Source organism: Pseudoalteromonas sp. MMG010 (assembly GCF_018100905.1).
Lineage (GTDB): Bacteria > Pseudomonadota > Gammaproteobacteria > Enterobacterales > Alteromonadaceae > Pseudoalteromonas.
The window spans coordinates 111,027-130,204 of the sequence record NZ_JAGJEG010000008.1; the positions used below are offsets into that span (position 1 = coordinate 111,027).

Annotated in this window: 18 protein-coding genes; 7 read left to right on the forward strand and 11 right to left on the reverse strand. The window is 37.6% G+C overall.

Annotated elements, in window-relative coordinates; translation table 11 throughout:
* Positions 1–5: 5 nt before the first annotated feature.
* Both J8L70_RS10215 and J8L70_RS10220 read right to left on the reverse strand, forming a co-directional pair.
* Complete coding sequence (locus J8L70_RS10215) at positions 6–536, reverse strand: DUF2796 domain-containing protein (protein WP_211055473.1); 531 nt, start codon at positions 534–536, stop codon at positions 6–8.
* A gap of 220 nt (positions 537–756) precedes the next feature.
* Positions 757–1,365 (reverse strand): hypothetical protein, encoded by a 609-nt coding sequence (locus J8L70_RS10220; protein ID WP_211055474.1) that lies wholly within the window; start codon positions 1,363–1,365, stop codon positions 757–759.
* Positions 1,366–1,573: 208 nt separating this feature from the next.
* On the opposite strand from J8L70_RS10220, the gene J8L70_RS10225 reads away from it, so the two are divergent.
* The 6 genes from J8L70_RS10225 to J8L70_RS10250 all read left to right on the forward strand — a co-directional run bounded on the left by J8L70_RS10225 (position 1,574) and on the right by J8L70_RS10250 (position 6,746).
* Positions 1,574–2,200, forward strand: coding sequence for a fused MFS/spermidine synthase (locus J8L70_RS10225; RefSeq protein ID WP_211055475.1), 627 nt, complete (start codon positions 1,574–1,576; stop codon positions 2,198–2,200).
* Positions 2,193–3,077, forward strand: coding sequence for a fused MFS/spermidine synthase (locus J8L70_RS10230; RefSeq protein ID WP_211055476.1), 885 nt, complete (start codon positions 2,193–2,195; stop codon positions 3,075–3,077). Before J8L70_RS10225 ends, J8L70_RS10230 begins: the two co-directional genes overlap by 8 nt.
* Positions 3,078–3,332: 255 nt before the next feature.
* Positions 3,333–4,025: a hypothetical protein gene (locus tag J8L70_RS10235; protein ID WP_211055477.1), complete on the forward strand. Its 693-nt coding sequence runs from the start codon at positions 3,333–3,335 to the stop codon at positions 4,023–4,025.
* Between the two features lie 117 nt (positions 4,026–4,142).
* A complete protein-coding gene (locus J8L70_RS10240) occupies positions 4,143–4,625 on the forward strand; it encodes a MarR family transcriptional regulator (protein ID WP_211055540.1) in 483 nt (160 codons plus the stop codon).
* Positions 4,625–5,689: an HlyD family secretion protein gene (locus J8L70_RS10245; RefSeq protein WP_211055478.1), complete on the forward strand. Its 1,065-nt coding sequence runs from the start codon at positions 4,625–4,627 to the stop codon at positions 5,687–5,689. The genes J8L70_RS10240 and J8L70_RS10245 overlap by 1 nt, the downstream gene beginning before the upstream one ends.
* A 10-nt stretch (positions 5,690–5,699) precedes the next feature.
* Positions 5,700–6,746 (forward strand): DUF2955 domain-containing protein, encoded by a 1,047-nt coding sequence (locus J8L70_RS10250; RefSeq protein ID WP_211055479.1) that lies wholly within the window; start codon positions 5,700–5,702, stop codon positions 6,744–6,746.
* Positions 6,747–7,730: 984 nt separating this feature from the next.
* On the opposite strand, the gene J8L70_RS10255 is transcribed toward J8L70_RS10250, so the two are convergent.
* The 7 genes from J8L70_RS10255 to J8L70_RS10285 form a co-directional block, all read right to left on the reverse strand.
* Positions 7,731–8,615: an aspartoacylase gene (locus J8L70_RS10255; RefSeq protein ID WP_211055480.1), complete on the reverse strand. Its 885-nt coding sequence runs from the start codon at positions 8,613–8,615 to the stop codon at positions 7,731–7,733.
* 1,429 nt (positions 8,616–10,044) lie between these two features.
* Positions 10,045–11,250: a HipA domain-containing protein gene (locus J8L70_RS10260; protein ID WP_211055481.1), complete on the reverse strand. Its 1,206-nt coding sequence runs from the start codon at positions 11,248–11,250 to the stop codon at positions 10,045–10,047.
* Positions 11,240–11,539: a helix-turn-helix transcriptional regulator gene (locus tag J8L70_RS10265; protein WP_211055482.1), complete on the reverse strand. Its 300-nt coding sequence runs from the start codon at positions 11,537–11,539 to the stop codon at positions 11,240–11,242. Before J8L70_RS10265 ends, J8L70_RS10260 begins: the two co-directional genes overlap by 11 nt.
* 1,204 nt (positions 11,540–12,743) lie before the next feature.
* Positions 12,744–13,961, reverse strand: a complete 1,218-nt coding sequence (locus tag J8L70_RS10270; protein WP_211055483.1) for a hypothetical protein — start codon at positions 13,959–13,961, stop codon at positions 12,744–12,746.
* A gap of 347 nt (positions 13,962–14,308) precedes the next feature.
* Entirely contained in the window at positions 14,309–15,442 is a 1,134-nt protein-coding gene (locus J8L70_RS10275; protein WP_211055484.1) for a DUF1570 domain-containing protein, read from the reverse strand.
* A gap of 2 nt (positions 15,443–15,444) precedes the next feature.
* A complete protein-coding gene (locus J8L70_RS10280; protein WP_211055485.1) occupies positions 15,445–15,930 on the reverse strand; it encodes a hypothetical protein in 486 nt (161 codons plus the stop codon).
* 415 nt (positions 15,931–16,345) lie between these two features.
* Positions 16,346–16,699 carry a hypothetical protein gene (locus J8L70_RS10285; protein WP_211055486.1) on the reverse strand — a complete coding sequence of 118 codons (354 nt, stop codon included), beginning with the start codon at positions 16,697–16,699 and terminating at the stop codon, positions 16,346–16,348.
* Between the two features lie 89 nt (positions 16,700–16,788).
* Here J8L70_RS10285 and J8L70_RS10290 point away from each other — a divergent pair, with 89 nt between their 5' ends.
* Entirely contained in the window at positions 16,789–17,004 is a 216-nt protein-coding gene (locus J8L70_RS10290) for a hypothetical protein (protein ID WP_211055487.1), read from the forward strand.
* Positions 17,005–17,033: 29 nt separating this feature from the next.
* On the opposite strand, the gene J8L70_RS10295 is transcribed toward J8L70_RS10290, so the two are convergent.
* Together J8L70_RS10295 and J8L70_RS10300 are read right to left on the reverse strand one after the other, a co-directional pair.
* On the reverse strand, positions 17,034–17,474 hold the full coding sequence (locus tag J8L70_RS10295; protein WP_211055488.1) for a hypothetical protein: 441 nt from the start codon (positions 17,472–17,474) through the stop codon (positions 17,034–17,036).
* A 416-nt stretch (positions 17,475–17,890) separates the two neighbouring features.
* Positions 17,891–18,766: a nuclease-related domain-containing protein gene (locus tag J8L70_RS10300; protein WP_211055489.1), complete on the reverse strand. Its 876-nt coding sequence runs from the start codon at positions 18,764–18,766 to the stop codon at positions 17,891–17,893.
* Positions 18,767–19,178 lie beyond the last annotated feature (412 nt).

Genomic DNA, 19,178 nt, shown 5'->3' on the forward strand with positions numbered 1-19,178 from the left:
GGTTGTTAACTTTGCCAATTTATAACAGGCTGATTACGTGTAATTTTTAATAACCCTTGATCCGAATTATTAATCCACTGCATACTCAGTGAATTGAGAGACGGCATGAGTTCAAACAAGGTAATTGAAAAACGATTAACAGTGGTTTTACAATTAAAAGTGTAAGTTGCTTCAATGTCGTGATGCTCGTGGCTATCTTCACTTTTGTCAGAATGCGCGTTTTGATGCGCATGCTCTTCATGCTCTGTATTTAATGAATTATACGAACTTTGCAAAACGCATTGACCGTTTGTATCGACGATGTAGTGGCTGGTGTGTAATTTGTTAGCAAGGACATTAATGGCCTCTTGTTTTGTTGCACTATCTGCAGTGCGTTCAACATTTAGAGCGTCATCGGCAGGAATAATAAATTGCATTTGCAAAGTATGGCCATCTTGGGCAACAAGCAACTCTCCTTGTCCATGGGTATGAGTGTGCGCACTTACCCCAAAACTTAATAAAACAGATAAACAAAGCCCTTGCGTGTACTTTTTCATAATTCAGCCTTATATAAACAATGTATTGCAAGGCGAATAAATAAAAACCCACCTTAATTGTTATAATATAACATACCGAAACGCATCACAAAAGAGCAAATACGATACGAGCTATAAACAGGCGACTTTAAAAATAAAGCGAGTGATTTTCTTAAGTTAATGCAAATAACACCTGTAAAATACAGGTGTTATTTATCAATACACACTTAAAATGTGATGCTTAATTAGTGCAGGTAATATGAGTTAAATCAAAACTGGGAATGGGTTTATCACTCTGTGAATGATGTATTGTTAAGTTATTATTATGTATTTCTAGAGAATAGTCTTTCATCCAGCCTACCTTTGCTATGGTTTTTAACTCATAGCGCGACAACGCAAGTGGGCACTGTAAGTAAACATAGTGATAGGCACGCCCCATAGCTCCCGGATCGGCAGTGTACACATAAAATGTGCGCCCTTCGATGTTAAATTGTTTATGTATATAACCTACAGAAGATGAAAATAGGGGATTTAATAAAGCCCCTAAACTAATAAATACAATCTGAACTATACCTATAAAGCCGGCACACAAATAAAACATAACACGTAAATATCTGGCTTTAATTACGGCATTAATCGTTTGCGCTTTGAGGGCTAACCCCACAAGGCCTAGGCTTACAAACACTAACTTAATAATCAGCAAATAACCGCTTACTTGAGCCATAAAGGAGGGCGAGATTAAGTTTATTCCCCATAGTGTGCCATTACTCATTGTTTCTATTAAAGGCAGTATTAACAGTGCAATAATGCATATTGTGATTGTAAGGTTTTTTTGTTTTATTTTATCCATATCCACCCGCTAAATATTTTTGCTGTTGTTATTAAATTTTATTAGTTAAGCCCATCATACTTTACTGTAAAGGGGGTTAACAGTGAGCTTAAATACCCCTTTTTAAATACACATTTTAACTTAGCTTGATTTTTGTACTGGCTAGCTTATACGCTTCACGTTAGTATGGTAAGTACATAATTTAACTAAGTTGCATAACGATAATTACATGACTTTAAATACCAACACATTAATTTATTTTTTAGCCTTTTGCAGTGGTTTTTGCATTATGGGTATTGAGCTTTTAGGTGGACGCATACTCGCGCCGTTTTTTGGCAGTAGTGTACATATATGGGGCAGTATTATTACTGTATTTATGTTGAGCTTATCATTCGGTTATTTACTTGGCGGTAAACTCAGTACAAAAAATGCGTCGCTGTCTAAATACGGTTTAATCTTTTTAATTGCCAGCGTCATGGTGTTACCCATTGTGTTATTTGCCCAACCTATTATGACGTTTATTTTTACGCATATTGAAGACAGCCGCTATGGCTCTTTACTAGCCTCTACCGCATTGTTTTTTATTCCCACGATTATTTTAGGCATGATCTCACCTTACTCCGTTAGGCTATTGGTAACCGACAGTGAAAAAAGTGGGCAAGTTGCAGGAATTTTATATTTTGTAAGTACATTAGGCAGTGCCTTGGGTACTATTATTACCTCGTTTTATTTTGTACTGGCATTTGATGTTAATACCATTATCACTGCATTTGCACTCACTTTAGGGGCGCTTGGTACACTGGCCATACTTTTACATAAAATAGTAAACACGCATAAGGAGCCTGCTCATGCTTAAATACTTATTACTGCTTGCAACGGTATTTTCAGCACCTGTTGTCAGTAAAGTTATTCATCAAGAACGCTCTTTGTATCGAAATATCATTGTTGAACAAAACGATAATTTACGCTGTTTAAAATTTAACACTAAAAGCAGTAAAAGTAGCCAAAGTTGCATGTATACCGATAACCCTAATAAATTGGTGTTTAATTACACTAAGTTAGTGTTTTCTAGTTTATTACTTATCGACAACCCTAAAAATGTACTTATTGTAGGACTCGGTGGCGGTACGTTATCAAATATTATTCATCAGCTTTACCCAGCAGCACAAATAGACAATGTAGAAATTGACCCTGCGGTTATTAAAGTGGCTCGCGATTACTTTAATTTTATCGAAGCCGATAACATTAGCGCTAAAGTACAAGACGGCCGTATTTTTATAAAACGTGCAGCTCTAAAAAAACAAACCTACGATTGGATCATATTAGATGCGTTTAATGGCGACTACATTCCCGAGCACTTACTCACTAAAGAATTTTTTACAGAGGTAAAAAGTATACTTGCGCCTAAAGGCATCATAGCGGCCAACACGTTTTCAAGTAGTAAGTTATACCAACATGAATCGGCCACCTATCACAGTGTATTTGGCGACTTTATTAATGTGAGCCGCGAAAAGCGCAGTAACCGAATTATACTGGCCGGTTACACCCATTTGCCAAGCGAGAGTCAAATACAGCAACGTATAAAAACCCTTAATCCACAATTAGCACCTTATGGTGTTGATATGCAAAGCTTAAGTGAATACCTGCAATACACCAAAAATAATCAAGATTGGCCAAGCGATACCAAAGTGTTAACAGATCAATACTCACCCGCCAATTTATTAAATTTTTAACTCTTTACATTATTATAATTAAATCCAAAACACGGCTTAGGCCGTGTTTTTATTAAAATAGTTAATACTGCGAAGATTTGACGCTGATCCATTGCTGTGCATGATAAGGCACAGCCACACGCCCCCCATTTTAGTAACACTGGTACGCCATTATCTGGCATTAAAAAAACAATACCTAAAGTACCGGTTATACTTACAGACAAAGAGTGATAGCTGGTATCTACCCTATGCAAGCTATAAACAATTGGACTTTTAATGAAGATACTTAAGATATTTACTATTATTTTTATTACATTTTTTATAGCTTCATTAGGCTATGTTAAAAAAAATGCCATTGCTTGCGAGCTAATAGGACTATCGCACTTTAATGAAGTGTCACCCAATTTTTATGTTGACCAAAGTATCGACACCCTAAAGCAAGTTGAGCTATTACAGGCTGTAGAAGCCGCATTTAAAAGAGTTGCCGGTATCTATGGTACTCCCGATGCTCACCCTAGAGTTATTGCAACAGCAGAAACTAAATTTGCCAAGTTCGGATTCAACACCACAGGCATGCAAAGCTCTGGTTTTTTTAGAGAATGCATATTTCTTGGTCCAAAAGGGCTAAACATTGACGTAATAGCTCATGAACTGGTTCATGCAGAAGTCAGACACAGAACAAACTTGTATGTAGAACTAACTCAATTACCGGCTTGGTTCGTTGAAGGCACTGGGATAAAAGCTGACTACCGAAAGCCATTTTTATTAGAAAACATTGATGTGACAAATGATGACGTAACCAAAGTTAAATCGGTGTTTTACCTCAGTGACTTTGCAAACACCAATTTAAAGTATTATCAAGCATCACTAATCGCTGTAAACCCGATGAACCCAAAAGACATGTACAAAGGCTTAGAGAGATTAAATAATGGCGAACAGTTTGAGGACGTTTTTAACGAACTGTTTTAATTGTTGATTAATATTAATAATGTATTTTATCAACACAAAAATGGATCACAGCCGCATATTTACTTAGCCTGTTAAGCAATGTTATTATACTTAGCAAGCTAACTAAATAACGTATTAATAATGACACACCCACCTTTTCACGAAACGTTAGATTTAACCATTATTGGTAATATGGGCCGAGTACATCGCTTGTGCCGCGATGTTATCACCACCGCTGTAGAGCCGCTGGGGTTAACGCAATCGCGCTGGACCGCATTGTTACATATAAGTATGGTCGGTGAAGGACTAACTCAATTAGCGTTAGCAAACAGCTTAGGTATAGAAATGCCCTCGTTAACACGCACCTTAAAGCAGCTCGAACACGCAAAGTTAATCACCCGCCAAGTTGCCAGTAATGATAAACGCAGCAAGCAAATTTACTTTACCAAACAAGGACGCAGTACTTTAGCCTTGTTAGATGAAAAAGTAGCAGCGCTAAAAAGCCAACTTTATAGCGGTTTAAGCCACAAACAACTAGACGCAATGGCTTATGCATTAATTAATATCGAAAAAAATGCCCACGCAATCGCCCTAAACACAGTAACAGATAAAGGAAAGTAATGACTCCCGATCAAAAATTTACACGTTATGTACGCTTTTCATTAATTGCTTTTGTGTGCCTATTTATCTACTACCTCATTGCCGATATGACGATGCCTGTTACGCCACAAGCCAGGGTATATCATTCGGTAGTACAAGTTGCACCGCAAATTAGTGGCCAAGTGACCAACGTACGTGTTAGTAATAACCAAACAGTAAAAGTGGGCGATATTCTCTTTGAAATAGACCCAACCCCCTATCAACTTGCATTAGCTCAAGCGCAACTAACCCTAGACGATGCAAAGTTACAAAACCAGCGCTTAGACACCAATGTAAAAGCCCTTAAAGCGCAAATTGTTGCAGCTAAAGCCAAACAGCACGAGCAAAAGCTGTCGCAAACTCGGGCCGAAGCCCTTTATAAAAAACGCTCGATATCGGAGCAAGCGCTCGAAGCGATACATGCTAATTTTCAAGCCAGTAAAGCAAATACCGCCGCCCTTGAAGCGCAATTAGCCGAAGCCACCCTAGCGCGCGGTAAATCGGGCAACGACAACCTAGCCATTCGCCATGCAGCAAACCAATTAGCACAAGCAAAACTAAATTTGTCATACACACAGGTTCATGCGCTTACCGATGGAGTGGTCTCTAACTTACAATTACTTAACGGTGCTTACGCCATTACAGGCAGCCCGCTGTTAGCGATTGTGGCAAAAAAAGCAGATTTAGTGGCTGACTTTCGTGAAAAATCGCTTAAAAATATGACACTCTCAACACAAGCTCGCGTTGTATTTGATAATCGCCCTGGGGAAGTTTACAGTGCACAGATTGCCTTATTTGAAGCCGGTGTAAGCGATGGTCAGCTAAGCGCTAACGGGCTTTTAAGTACCACCGACACCAGCTCACGTTGGGTGCGCGACGCACAACGCCAGCGCATACATTTAACGCTTAACGAACACCCCAATTTAATTGCTAACATGCCCTCAGGTGCCAGAGCCACCGTACAGCTTTTACCTGAATCAACAATTGGCCAATGGTTTGCCATTGCCCAAATTCGCTTTATCAGCTGGTTACATTACATATATTAATGGACGCGCTATGAGTAATAACATTAACGCCCCACAGTTAACCACCAATGGCTTAAGACAAGCATTGCGTATTGCCGGTGGTTGTACCCTTGGCTTTACCATAAGTAAACTAATGGACTGGCCAAATGGCATATTTTTTACCGTTTACCCTATGTTATTACTCGGGTTAGTACCGGTAATAAATATAAGTGTAGTACGTCAATTTATTGCCAGCGCAGGCTTTAGTGCGGTTGTTGTGCTTATTTTACAGGGATTTTTTTCTCACTTACCTGTACTAATGGCACTGATCGCATTTGCCGCATTTTGTATATTGTTTTATCAGATGAGCAGTGGCGGCGGTTTTTTATTTGGCGCATTAGGGGCTGTGGGGCTTTCGATACAATTGCATTTTTCAAGCTATGTAACCGCAGGCAGTAGTATCTATCCTTTAATAATCAGTAATATTGCTGCTACATTATTATCCATCGTTATTGCCCTTTTAATGCATGGACTATTCCCCGATGTATCGGCACGGCAAATGCCACAAATGCCGGCTAAAGCTAAACAAAGCATACGCCACGAAGTACTCCTTTGCGCCACCGTCGCTACCTTATCATTTGTGGTATTTCAGGTGCTCGATTTAAACGATTCAATTTCGGCGCAAGCAGCCTCGGTTTTAATTTTGTTTTCGTTGTGTTGGAAAGCGGCTGGTGTGGCGGGTTGGCAACGGGCTATTGGCACTTTAATTGGCTGTAATGTTGCATTATTAGCGCAAATTTTATTGTATAACCACACCGATTTTTTATTATTCCCGGTTATTATTTTATGGGTGTTATCACTCATATTTAGCCGTTTTCATATATTGGCAGGAGGAACCCCTGGGGTTGGTTTTGGGGTGTTAACCACCTTCGGTATTTTATTTGGTCAATCTCTCGGCCCAGGACAAGACCTTATTTACAGCGCTTTATATCGTTTTAGTTCAGTATCGGTCGCCATTATGACAAGCCTATGCGCGGTGTATATTGTGCACCGTATTTTAAATCGCTTTAGCGCGACCCGCCATCATACGTATGAGTAACAAAGCCCTCATTGGTTATATAACTAGGTGTATAAACTAACTGTAATACACTAAAAAACAAATAACTTAAAAACAAAAAACCATTACTCACAAAGAGAAGCAGATGAGAAGTGAAAAACACAAGGTCACACGATCTAGTTACTAATTCACAAAGTCACTAAATCACTACTCTAAAAGCGCAGCGCCTCCAGAGCGCAGCGTCTCTTTGTGCATATATGTCTTAATCACTTAATTACTTAAAACCAAAGACAAAAACCAATGCTCACAAAGAGAAGAAAATGAGGGTAAATGAGAAGTGAAAAACACAAGACCAAACAGGTCACTACTCTAAAGCGCAGCGTCTCTTTGTGCATATATGTCTTAATCACTTAATCACTTAACAACCAAAGACAAAAACCATTACTCACAAAGAGAAGAAAATGAGGGTAAGAGAAGCCAAAAACACAAGCTCAAACACAATCTAGTTACTAATTCACTAAGTCACTACTCTAAAAGCGCAGCGTCTCCAGAGCGCAGCGCCTCTTTGTGCATATATGTCTTAATCGCTAGCTTTAATCACTAACAAATCAAAAACAAAAACCATTGCTCACAAAGAGAAGAAAATGAGGGTAAATGAGAAGCCAAAAACACAAGACCAAACACGATCTAATCACTACTCTAAAAGCGCAGCGTCTCCAAAGCGTAGCGCCTCTTTGTGCATATATGTCTTAATCACTAGCTTTAATCACTAACAAATCAAAGACAAAAACCATTGCTCACAAAGAGAAGAAAATGAGGGTAAATGAGAAGTGAATAAATAATAAAAACAGTTAGTTAAATTAAAAATCACTAGGCTACTACTCTAAAGCGCAGCGCCTCCAAAAGCGAAGCGCCTTTTTGTGCAAATAAGGGCTTATTACTTAATCACTTAAGCGAGCTACTTATAATTACGACTTGGCCATACTGCTTTAAAATAGGGCATAAAACTGATTTACCCACGTAAATTTAAAGCGTTACCGTTATTTTTTCACCAAGCGACATCGCTAAATTATTATCATAATAAGCCGCTTCATTTATAAAATGCGGGTAGGCTTGATAATCGCCTTGATAAGTAATTTCGCTACCATCAAATAAAGTAAAAATAGGGTCACCTTTATTTAACGCTTTGAAATCTTGATCTTGCACATTTTTATGCACCATCCCCATACGTTCGCCTTGCTGATTTTGCGGTAATGCAATGGTTTCAACGTATTTATAAGCGGTATAGCTAGCAGGTAGCGCAGGCAATTCACTTTTATTGTACATAACCACAAAATCTAAAATAGCGTGGGTCATGGTATCCATCCAATCAAGTACATCTTGTCGTATTACCGATTGTGGTTGCGGGCCAATTTCAACAATAACCCCTTGATCAGCAATTGAGGCTAAAAAGGTATGATCGTGCATAGAAACTTGATCTTCAAAAACAATAATAGCTTGTGGCATAACAGACAACACATAAGCCCCCATTTTTTTATTAAAGTCATCTGATTTTAATAAAATTAAAGTCGGCCCCATATTGCTTGTTGTATTGTGCAAATCAATAATAAAATCGGTTTTTGCGCCACCTTTAGGGCCTAACTCAGCATTAATGACTTTAGCCCGACTTTGCTCATAGTTTGCTAAGGTGTTATTAACTAAATCAGGCAAAGTAAATTGGCGATTTAAGTCGCAGTCAATATAGCGTTTGTTTTCTTCGAAGCTTTTTGGATTAGCAAAAAGCGTATTAATTGTAAGGTTACTTTTAGCGAGAAGTTGCGGGGATGCTTGCCATTTTTTTAATAAGTAAATACCGCTGAATTCATTACCATGTGTTCCGCCAACAACGGCGACGTTTTCGATTTTAGTCATTATAGAGCTCCCTATGTGAATATGCATACTAGCAAACCATACATTAAATAACATACTGATTTGAACAAAAAAGGTATCTCGTTAGTTATCGTAATTAGTCTACTTTCGCTCTGTGCTTTTTACTGCATCACCTACCCCTCTAACACCGCGTGTAACGTACGCCATATCCATCGTGGTACGTTCTGAGAGTTCGTTTTTGTGTTAATCACTTTTAAAATAAAAAACAACTAATCACAAAGAGCAGAAATAGAAGCAATTAAGCAGTGAAAACAAAACCATTACTCACAAAGAGCAGTAAATGAGGGTAAATGAGAAGTGAAAAACACGATCTAGTCACTGGCTCACTACTCTAAAGCGCAGCGTCTCCAGAGCGCAGCGCCTCTTTGTGCATATATGTCTTAATCACTAGCTTTAATCACTAACAAATCAAAAACAAAAACCAATGCTCACAAAGAGAAGCAAATGAGAAGCAAATGAGAAGCCAAAAATACAAGACCAAACACGATCTGATCACTACTCTAAAGCGCAGCGCCTCCTGAGCGAAGCGCCTCTTTGTGCAAATATGTCTTAATCACTTAATCACTTAAAACCAAAGACAAAAAACATTGCCCACAAAGAGAAGAAAATGAGGGTAAATGAGAAGCCAAAAATACAAGACCAAACACGATCTAGTCACTGGCTCACTACTCTAAAAGCGCAGCGTCTCCAGAGCGAAGCGCCTCTTTGTGCATATATGTCTTAATCACTTAATTACTTAAAACCAAAGACAAAAAACCATTGCTCACAAAGAGAAGAAAATGAGGGTAAATGAGAAGCCAAAAACACAAGTTCACATACAATCTGATCACTACTCTAAAAGCGCAGCGTCTCCAGAGCGCAGCGCCTCTTTGTGCATATATGTCTTAATCACTAGCTTTAATCACTAACAAATCAAAGACAAAAACCAATGCTCACAAAGAGAAGCAAATGAGGGTAAATGAGAAGTGAAAAATACAAGACCAAACACAATCTGATCACTACTCTAAAAGCGCAGCGCCTCCAGAGCGAAGCGCCTCTTTGTGCATATATGTCTTAATCACTTAATTACTTAAAACCAAAGACAAAAAACCATTACTCACAAAGAGAAGAAAATGAGAGTTAATGAGAAGTGAAAAAAACAATAAAAACAGCTAGTTAAATAAAAATAGCTAACCACTAAATCACTACTCTAAAGCGCAGCGTCTCCAGAGCAAAGCGCCTCTTTGTGCAAATAAGGGCTTAATCGCTTAATTACTGAATCACTTAAAAACCAAAGACAAAAAACATTGCCCACAAAGAGAAGAAAACGAGGGTAAATGTGAATTGAAAACAATTACTTTAAACCACCTAACCAACTGTATTATAAACATATTTAAATCACTATTAATATAAACTATGAACAATACATTGTTTAAGTAATATGCGGGATCACTGCACCTAAACGTTGTATATCAGCATCACTAATATCAGCAAAATCTTTAAAGTGATTGCGCCACTGCTGGGTATAACTTTCAATGTCATCAATAACCAACTTTGCTTGTGCTCGGGTTAAACCAAAACGCTTGGCTTGCGATAACATATTTTCGATACTGGCATATCGTCCCTCATCACCAATTCCCAACCCATACTGCTTTGAATTATTAATAGGGGTAATGTCATAAGCAGGACTTAATCGCCACTTTTTTTCAGTAAAACAATATACAAAGGCATGATTACGGCTATGATCATCCGTGTTACCAATAAATACATTAAACACCATTCGCTTAAATAGCTCGGTTGCATCATCAGCGTACTCCGCTGTGTGATGACGAATAAATTCGGCCAATTCTGCATAGCTGTAATAAGTGGTTAAATCACTCATTGCTACCTTTGCCTTTTGCACTAAACTATTCGCACTTAAAAAATGATGGGTTGGGACGCCAGCTTTTACATCAAAACGCTCTACAAGCAATACATCACCATTCTCTGTTTCATGAATATGTGTATTAGCCGTACGGATCCCTAATTTATTAGCCATACACATAGCCGCATGTTCAGCTCTAACTAAATTAAATAAATCGTCCTGACGGTTAAATTTTGCTAAATAAAGAATACTGTTCACTTCTAGTGATGTTTTAGGACGAGCGCCTCCCATACTTTGACCAAACTCAAAGGCTTTTTTAGCTTCATTTGAAATAGCCTTATTAGCCAGTAAGTCGTCTTTTGCTTGATCTAGTAATGCTAAATCGGCCAAGGTGTTTTTATTTTTTTTATGTTTTGCCGCACTGCGTGACAAGCTAAACACCAAAGCCCCAACACCATACCCAGAACCCGCTAATAAAAATTCCAATTCATTTTTAGGTTTCGTACTATGCAAAGAGACTATTAATTTTCGCCCCCATGAGTCTGCGCCCGCATCACTTAATACACCAAAAATCCCCTTATTCGCGGTATAACTAACAACTCCAGACTGTAAAGGTAAATGTATAGGGTCAAGCGAAAATGCATCACTTCGAGCTAAATAGCTTTTACCATAATTAAACTCTCCTCGGCCAGTTTGTGTATTCAGTTTAAAAAAACCACAAATAATAGGTTTATCTTCTAGGCCATCAATAAATACATAACATTCAGAAGTCATCGTTAATTACCTGAGGTTTATTACTCTTACGTTGGCGAGCCTGGTAGCCACCCACCTCTTCAGCTAAATCGTTAATTTCATCTAAGAGTGTTCCTTGCAAATCCAGTACAATTAACGCTTCAAACAAAATATCGCTTTTTACAACTTCTCCTTGTTCAAGTTTTTGTACCGTCGATCGCGATACCCCTATCATTTTTGCAAATGTGCTTTGGGTATACTGTAAAGTACGATATTGGCGGATCAAATCCCCCATGCGCTTAGCTAATTTTAATGCTTTTTCAGATCTCACAAATGAATACCAAACTAATCATTAACTATATAATGATTAGTTTAGCGGTATTTAATATATTTACAATATAAACCGCCAACTAAAAACACTGACCACTAAAAACAAAGACAAAGACAAAGACAAAGACAAAAAACCATTGCTCACAAATAGAAGCAAATGAGAGTAAATGAGAAGTAAAAAAACAATAAAAACAGCTAGTTAAATAAAAATAGCTAACCACTAAATCACTAAATCACTAAATCACTACTCTAAAGCGCAGCGTCTCTTTGTGCATATATGTCTTAATCACTTAATTACTTAAAACCAAAGACAAAAAACAATGCTCACAAAGAGAAGCAAATGAGGGTAAATGAGAAGCCAAAAACACGTTCTAGTCACTAAATCACTACTCTAAAAGCGCAGCGTCTCCTGAGCGAAGCGCCTCTTTGTGCAAATAATGGCTTAATCGCTTAATTACTGAATCACTTAAAAACCAAAGACAAAAAACAATGCTCACAAAGAGCAGTAAATGAGGGTAAATGAGAAGCCAAAAACACAAGTTCATACACGATCTAGTTACTAATCACTACTCTAAAGCCCAGCGACTCCAGAGTGAAGCGCCTCTTTGTGCATATATGTCTTAATCACTTAAAAACCAAAGACAAAAAACAATGCTCACAAAGAGAAGCAAATGAGAGTAAATGAGAAGTGAATAAATAATAAAAACAGTTAGTTAAATTAAAAATCACTAAATCACTAAATCACTAAATCACTACTCTAAAGCGCAGCGTCTCCAGAGCGAAGCGCCTCTTTGTGCATATATGTCTTAATCACTTAATTACTTAAAACCAAAGACAAAAAACAATGCTCACAAAGAGAAGAAAATGAGGGTAAATGAGAAGCCAAAAACACGTTCTAGTCACTAAATCACTACTCTAAAAGCGCAGCGCCTCCTGAGCGAAGCGCCTCTTTGTGCATATATGTCTTAGTTACTTAATTACTTAATTACTTAAAACCAAAGACAAAAAACAATGCTCACAAAGAGAAGCAAATGAGGGTAAATGAGAAGTGAAAAAACAAATAATCAATAATTTAAAAACAAACCAAACACTAATCCACAAGCGCAGGTCTTTTTGTAGCAATAATGGCTGTACACTTAATTTTTGCGCCGATACTTACCACTAAGCTTTAATCTTGGTGTATTGATTGAGTGTATAGCGAGTGTTTACTTACTTTTACTACGCTCTTTTTCAGCAAGCTCGATAGCGCGATCTTTATAATGAATCACATTATGGCTAAACCACTCATACATATTACTACTAAGCAGGCCATCGCTATCGAGTATATCTATGGTTTTACTTTTATCTATTGTTGAACAACGCGGAAGCATTTCATCAATTAACATATTAACTAACGGATTATTATCCAACGATAACGAACTAAAATATTGCATATATATCAAGCTAGTTGTGTATAACGCCCCCTTATTTTGTGACCATTTTTCATTTTGATAAATTAAATCAGCAAGTGTAAACGGTTCGCCTAAATTATCGCTATATACTTGCCATTGTTTATAGCTAAGCGCTAACTCGGGGGTGTCGGTGTTGCTTAAAAATTCAAAATATTCTGCTAAACCTTCTTGCGCCCAACGGTGCATGTAACCAAACTGCACAAAGTTAATTGCATGAGTACCTTCATGCGTTAAAGTGCTCATAAATGACGTAGAATCGAATCGTTTATCAGTCGTGTAAGGTATATTAACAAACGCCTTATGTTTTTGAGGTAAATAGACCCCTAAGCTGTTTATAGAATCGTCGGCACCATTATCTAACAAGGCATTTATATACTGCTCACGCGAGTTAGTTATATATATTGTAATATCGGTTTTAGATAACCGCTGTGCACCAAACCACTTAATATATTGTAAATATACTTGTTCTAAATTGTCGTACAATGCCTTAGATACCGACTCTGAAAAAGACCTCCCATAAATATCCTCAAGCGGATAGGTTTTACCATTATGCCAAGCTATTAATGTAAGTGTTAAATAATCAAAGCCGGTTGAACCATCTTCGTTGGTATAAGCAATTGGGGTTAACTGCATATCACGGCACAATTTAAGGTCTCGTGAAGTGGGTTTTACCTCATGCCACTGGTGCGCAACACTTGTATCTAAATCTTCAATATCGTTTATATCAATCACACGCCGCTTTTTAGCCGGTTGTGTTTTTATGGGAGCAACCCGCTGCGGGTTTTCAATTTTATTAGACGTGGGGGCCAACGGTATATATTGCGTGGTTTCAACGCTTTTAGGCGCATCGTATGGCGCGGGGTACACAGGCTCTGAAGGAGAAATCGCTATTTGCACTACAACAACTAACACACATACAGCAATAAGCGTAAAAATAATAACTTTTCCACCAGGTCCATTATTGTTACCCATTACTTACCTTTAAAATTATATGCCGAGGGCTAGTTACTATAAGTATTTTATTAGGGACTGTCATCTTAACTTTTTATTAAAACAGCCTTTTTAAATTTTTATTTAGACTTAGTAAATCGGCTTTAAATTACGCCCAAGCTCACACTTTAAACGCACCGACTTTCGCCCGATTAAAAAGTTTATTAAGGGTAACTAAATAGTAACTAAAATCACATGGGTACTTAAAACTATTATAAGTTTCTAGCTGACTCACACTCAAAAATAACGTTTCTGACTAATGCAGCAGCTTAAACATCTATAGGTTCTAGCTAATCGCGCGAAGTGTGGCGATTAAATTTTCACTTTATTTAAAATGTATGCGCTTTTAAAGGCTTTTTTAATCGCTGAGAATATTCACGATTAAGATTAGGGAATTGCTTATACACCATCGCTTTTAATTGCTTTTCAGGTAGCTTATTACAGAGGTGCTCTTGCTCAGCAAGCATTATATTCTTAAGTAATGCTCTCCCCGTTTGAGTATCCATTAAAAAATAAATCGCAGCCCAACTGCTTGCATAAAGCTTACTGGTATCACCTTCTTTCCACGTGTCATCTAACCCCACTAACGTATCAATTGAAAATACACTTTTAGTAAGATTATTATTCTTCGTCCACGAACTATTTGGCGCCACAATAGCGGTTTGCATATTATTTTTAGTAAACTCAAAATATTCAGCAAATCCCTCGTTAAACCATCGAGGAGTATAACCTAAAACGGCTTTATTAATGGCGTGTACGGCCTCATGTACGGCCGTTCGCATTGCTTTGTGTGCATTATCATAATGAATAAAAGCAGAATTACTCGCGTGAAAATACATACCAGCAGTATTTGTAGGGTTACCACCGCGGTGCTTTATTGCAGCCTCATAAGCGCGGCGCGTAGGCAATACTGTTAAATTAAGTTTTACCTTTTTAAGTGCATGAACGCCAATAACCTGCCCATATACTTTAAATACCGTATTTAGCTTCATGCGTAACTCTTGGTTAAATGATCCAGGCAATTTAGGCGTATTTAAAGTAAGATCAAAGTAATCTAACGATTCAATAAAACCCGTATCGTAAGTTGCTACGGCAAAATCAGGTTTTTTATCACTAAAGTGTGGTACGCCATCACTGTCTGTCCACGTAAAAATATCGCCATTACGTTTATATTTAATCTGCCCTAACGATACATCCACACAGCGCGTATTATTAACTTGCGATAAGTGATGATCCACAGGTACAGATACATCTTTTACAGTTGCTACATCTTCTTTTTTTAACTGTTTAGTCGCTAACGGCTCGCTCGCTAGCTGCGACGATAAACTACTATAAATTCGTTTTACCTCGCCTATAGGATCATGATAATTAAATACTCGCCCAGTAAAATAATTTGCAATAAGAGCCGATACAATTAGCAGTACAAAAAATATAAACACAACACGTAATTTTGTTTTAAACATATTTATGGGCGCCCTTGCCACTGTGCTTCAAATAGTTTTTTTTGCTTACCCCTATACTCGCTGCACCATACAAAATTGGCCGTTTCCATATTCTTTTGCCGACACCGCTTTGGTAATTTATAAAACCTCGACCACGCTGCTAACTTAGCTTCATTCTTATAGCTATTACTATAAAGGCTTGAATTCGACACCTTCTGATTTAGTAACCAATTAGCATTTGATGTATTGCTAAGCGTACGATTAGAGTAGCTAGGGGGTGCCTTGCTATTTTTTTGAGGGCGATTACAGTGTTTAGCTAATTCTTTAAAGAGTTGTTTATCTCGAGCCCTTAGCCGCTCACCTTTTTTATTACTATAACCTTGCCTAAATTGAGAGCGAATAGATTCACGTTGCTTTTTGATATGGTCACACTGAGATTGCGTATAAGCATCATCAGCGTATGAAAAGGCACTTATAAAACCAAGAAAAATAAAAATCCATTTAATCATTAATTAATCCCTAAACTAAAAGTTAAAGGAGCAAACTGACTAAGTAACAGCCCCTTTTTAATCCCTTTAATTACATATTTCAATCTTATGTACACTTGGGCATTTTAGCCCTTGTGTAACTACCTTATTACATTTAATTGGGTAAAAAGAAACCTTGCTTGTTTCTTCGTATTTTTCAATATTACCTGATAATTCATCGACCCTAAAATGAAAATCACCATGTTCTGACGTTATAAAAACAAATTTCTTACCCTTATCTAGTTTCCGAATAACGCCAAACATACGTTCTGTACTCATCATTAATTAAATTTCGGGTGTGATCACGGGGGGAGCTTCCTTGGCAGTCGCCTTTAATTATGTCACATTGGCGACGGCAACTAAGGGGTCATATAACACTTTAAAACAGCCCAATCGATTAAAGCTTATTAGCTTCTGACTCTATGTCATCTATTAGCTTTTTAGATATCCCTTCAAGTGCCCTTTTTATATCTACAGGTATAAAACCAAGATCTAAAGGACTAGAAATAGCCATCTCTGAGTTTTTAAACGCTCGTAAATTAGCGATATTTGCTAAATAGCTTTCAAGTAATTCCGGCTTTGCTTTTCGTTTTAAGTTTTGCCGAAATGTTTCTGTAAATTTACGTATTTCTTCAGGATCATCATCTTCAAAACGCTCACAATAAACTCGCTTAGCCATTTCTATTTGAGTTAAACCAAGCTCTTTTATAATAATTTTAATTTTATTTTGTAATTCTTTGCATTTATCCATTTTCTGTCCCAATTTGTCCCAATACCTTATTTAAGATGAATTTGCTCTCAAAGCGAAGAGCATAATTTAAACTAAATAAAGGTAATACCATGAAAAATATGAATCAAAGTGCCGCTGCACGAATTCAGGCAGCAGAAGCAAAAGCTAACAACGGTTTAGTTGAAAAAGGCGGCTTTGCAGCACGAGCTCAAAGGGCTGCTGCAAATAACCAACAACCTTCTCGTCCGGCCCCACCTAATGGCCCTAGTAAAACAGGAAACATATCTGGAAAAGGGCGAGGTAATAACGCACCTAAATCAAAATAAAGTAGGCGGATAGCGATACAAACGTATCGCTATCTACATTGCTGTAAATTACTCACAAACGCATTTTTAAACAATTTTGCATTTGATGATAGCTCCGCCTCTGGCACTTCTTTCATTGTCTCGTCTAAAGCACAAATACAAGCCTGCGCAGTGACTCTTTGGGAGGCTTTTCTAAAAATAGTATCGGAGTTTGCACAAAAGCTGACTATTTCAACAATAGCACCAGTTGAATAACGCTTTGGCTCCAAAAATTCTTTATCTACTTTATATGCGCCCACTGCACCTATAAATAATGCAGCTTTAACCGAGAGCAGAGGCTTTTTAAATTTTTTATAGGTATGACCTGCAAAGGTCTTTTCGCATTTATTGCAGCTTATATGGCTTCCATACTCTAAAGAGTTTTCCTCTGTGCAAGCAGGGCAAACAATATTGAGGGGTTCAGAGTTACTTTTATTTTTTGATGCATCCATTACTGTCTATAATTCCTTTCCTTAATTTATAAATATAGAGTATTGATATATATAAATATATTCAATAAAAATTTGAAAAATCGCTTTGGTAATGACAACCAATCCAATGGTTGCATCGTTCCTCCTAATAAACCCTGCTGTTAATTTCTAATCATTAATTTAATTATGGATGTAATCACGGCAGAGTTTTCTTAGCAGATCGGCTTAAAATTTACAGTAGGTGTGAAGCTTGCTCGCTTAAAAAAGGGGGCGTTTAAAATAATTTACTTATATCGCGTTGGCGACGGCAACCAAGGGGCGCATAGCGCCGTACGCCCCTTGGAACCCCACGGGGCGCCGAGGATCACACTATTTCCTCAAGTTAAAAATTGGTGTGAACGTAAGCGCAAAGCTTGCCCACGCGAAAAGTAAAACTTTTAAATTGCCTTACTATCGTTTAAGGCTCGCTGCACTACTTGATAACAAATAGCACGCTGCTGTTCTTGGTTTAAGTTAACCTGTTGCATTGAAAGGATCGTTTTAACCATTTGTTTATGAGAGACAATAGGAAATACTGGCTTTTGTTTAAGCTCTATAAACCAACCCGGAAAGCATAAAATTGGCAAAACCTGGGTATTAAAACCAGTTGACTCATAAAGCCACTTATTCACCCAATTAGCTTGATTTTGGGCTTGCTCTAGCGGCTTACTTTCAAACCAAGAAGGAAATGCTAAACGATTTTTCTCAAATTTAACTTTGTAGTTTGTTTCATCTTTTATTCGTTTATGCCGACCTTTGGTTTCAATGGCAAAGATACCATTAGGCCCAACAACTAAATGGTCAATATTAAAACCATCAGCTTGTATATCATGAAATACTTGGTATCCGTGTGACTGTAATTCTATAAGCTCTGAAGCAACTGCTAATTCTGCATCACGCCCCAGCTTTAGTTTTATTAAGTCGTTAGATTTAACCCAAAGCTTTCTTGCTACATAAGCTAAAACCAATACGATCAAAATAATGAAAAAGTAATTAAACTTGCCGCTGGCAAAGACTTCAGCAATACCCTTAATAGCAAAAGGCATTATAATCATGAGCGTAGCTAAACATACTAAGCCAATAACATCAACAATTTGGTTATTTACTTGTTCTTGAAGAGTTTGTGCAGCAACACGTTTTAATTTATTACGCTCAATAGGGAGTTTAGCACTGCGTTGATGTAACCAAATACGAAAAAACAAAACACCTAATAAGGAATAAACACTACCAATAACAAATAAAAGGCTTAAACCTTGGCTTAATAAATCATCCATGATGAGTTCCTATAATAACAATCTTTACTTTATACATTAAAAAAAGATACATGTCGTATGATTCAAACTCAAATACAACCAATGCTACAAAACTCACCTAAACACCTTTAGGCGCGAAGCTTGCTCGCGCTCTGTATTTTCAGTTCCTTATATCGCGTTGGCGATGGCAACCAAAGAGAAGTACCGCCGACTTCTCTTTGGAATCTCTCGGCGCCCCGAGGATCACACTGTTTCCTCAAGTTAAATTAATGATATGAACGTAACCAGCGTAGATAGGCCATCCATGGCCAAGCTACGCTTTTTAACAGCATCCATGCTGTTAATTACTCATCATTAATTAACTTTCGGGTGTGATCACGGGGGAATTATCTTAGCAGCGGCCTTTAATTCAATAATGAGTTAATGCTTGTTT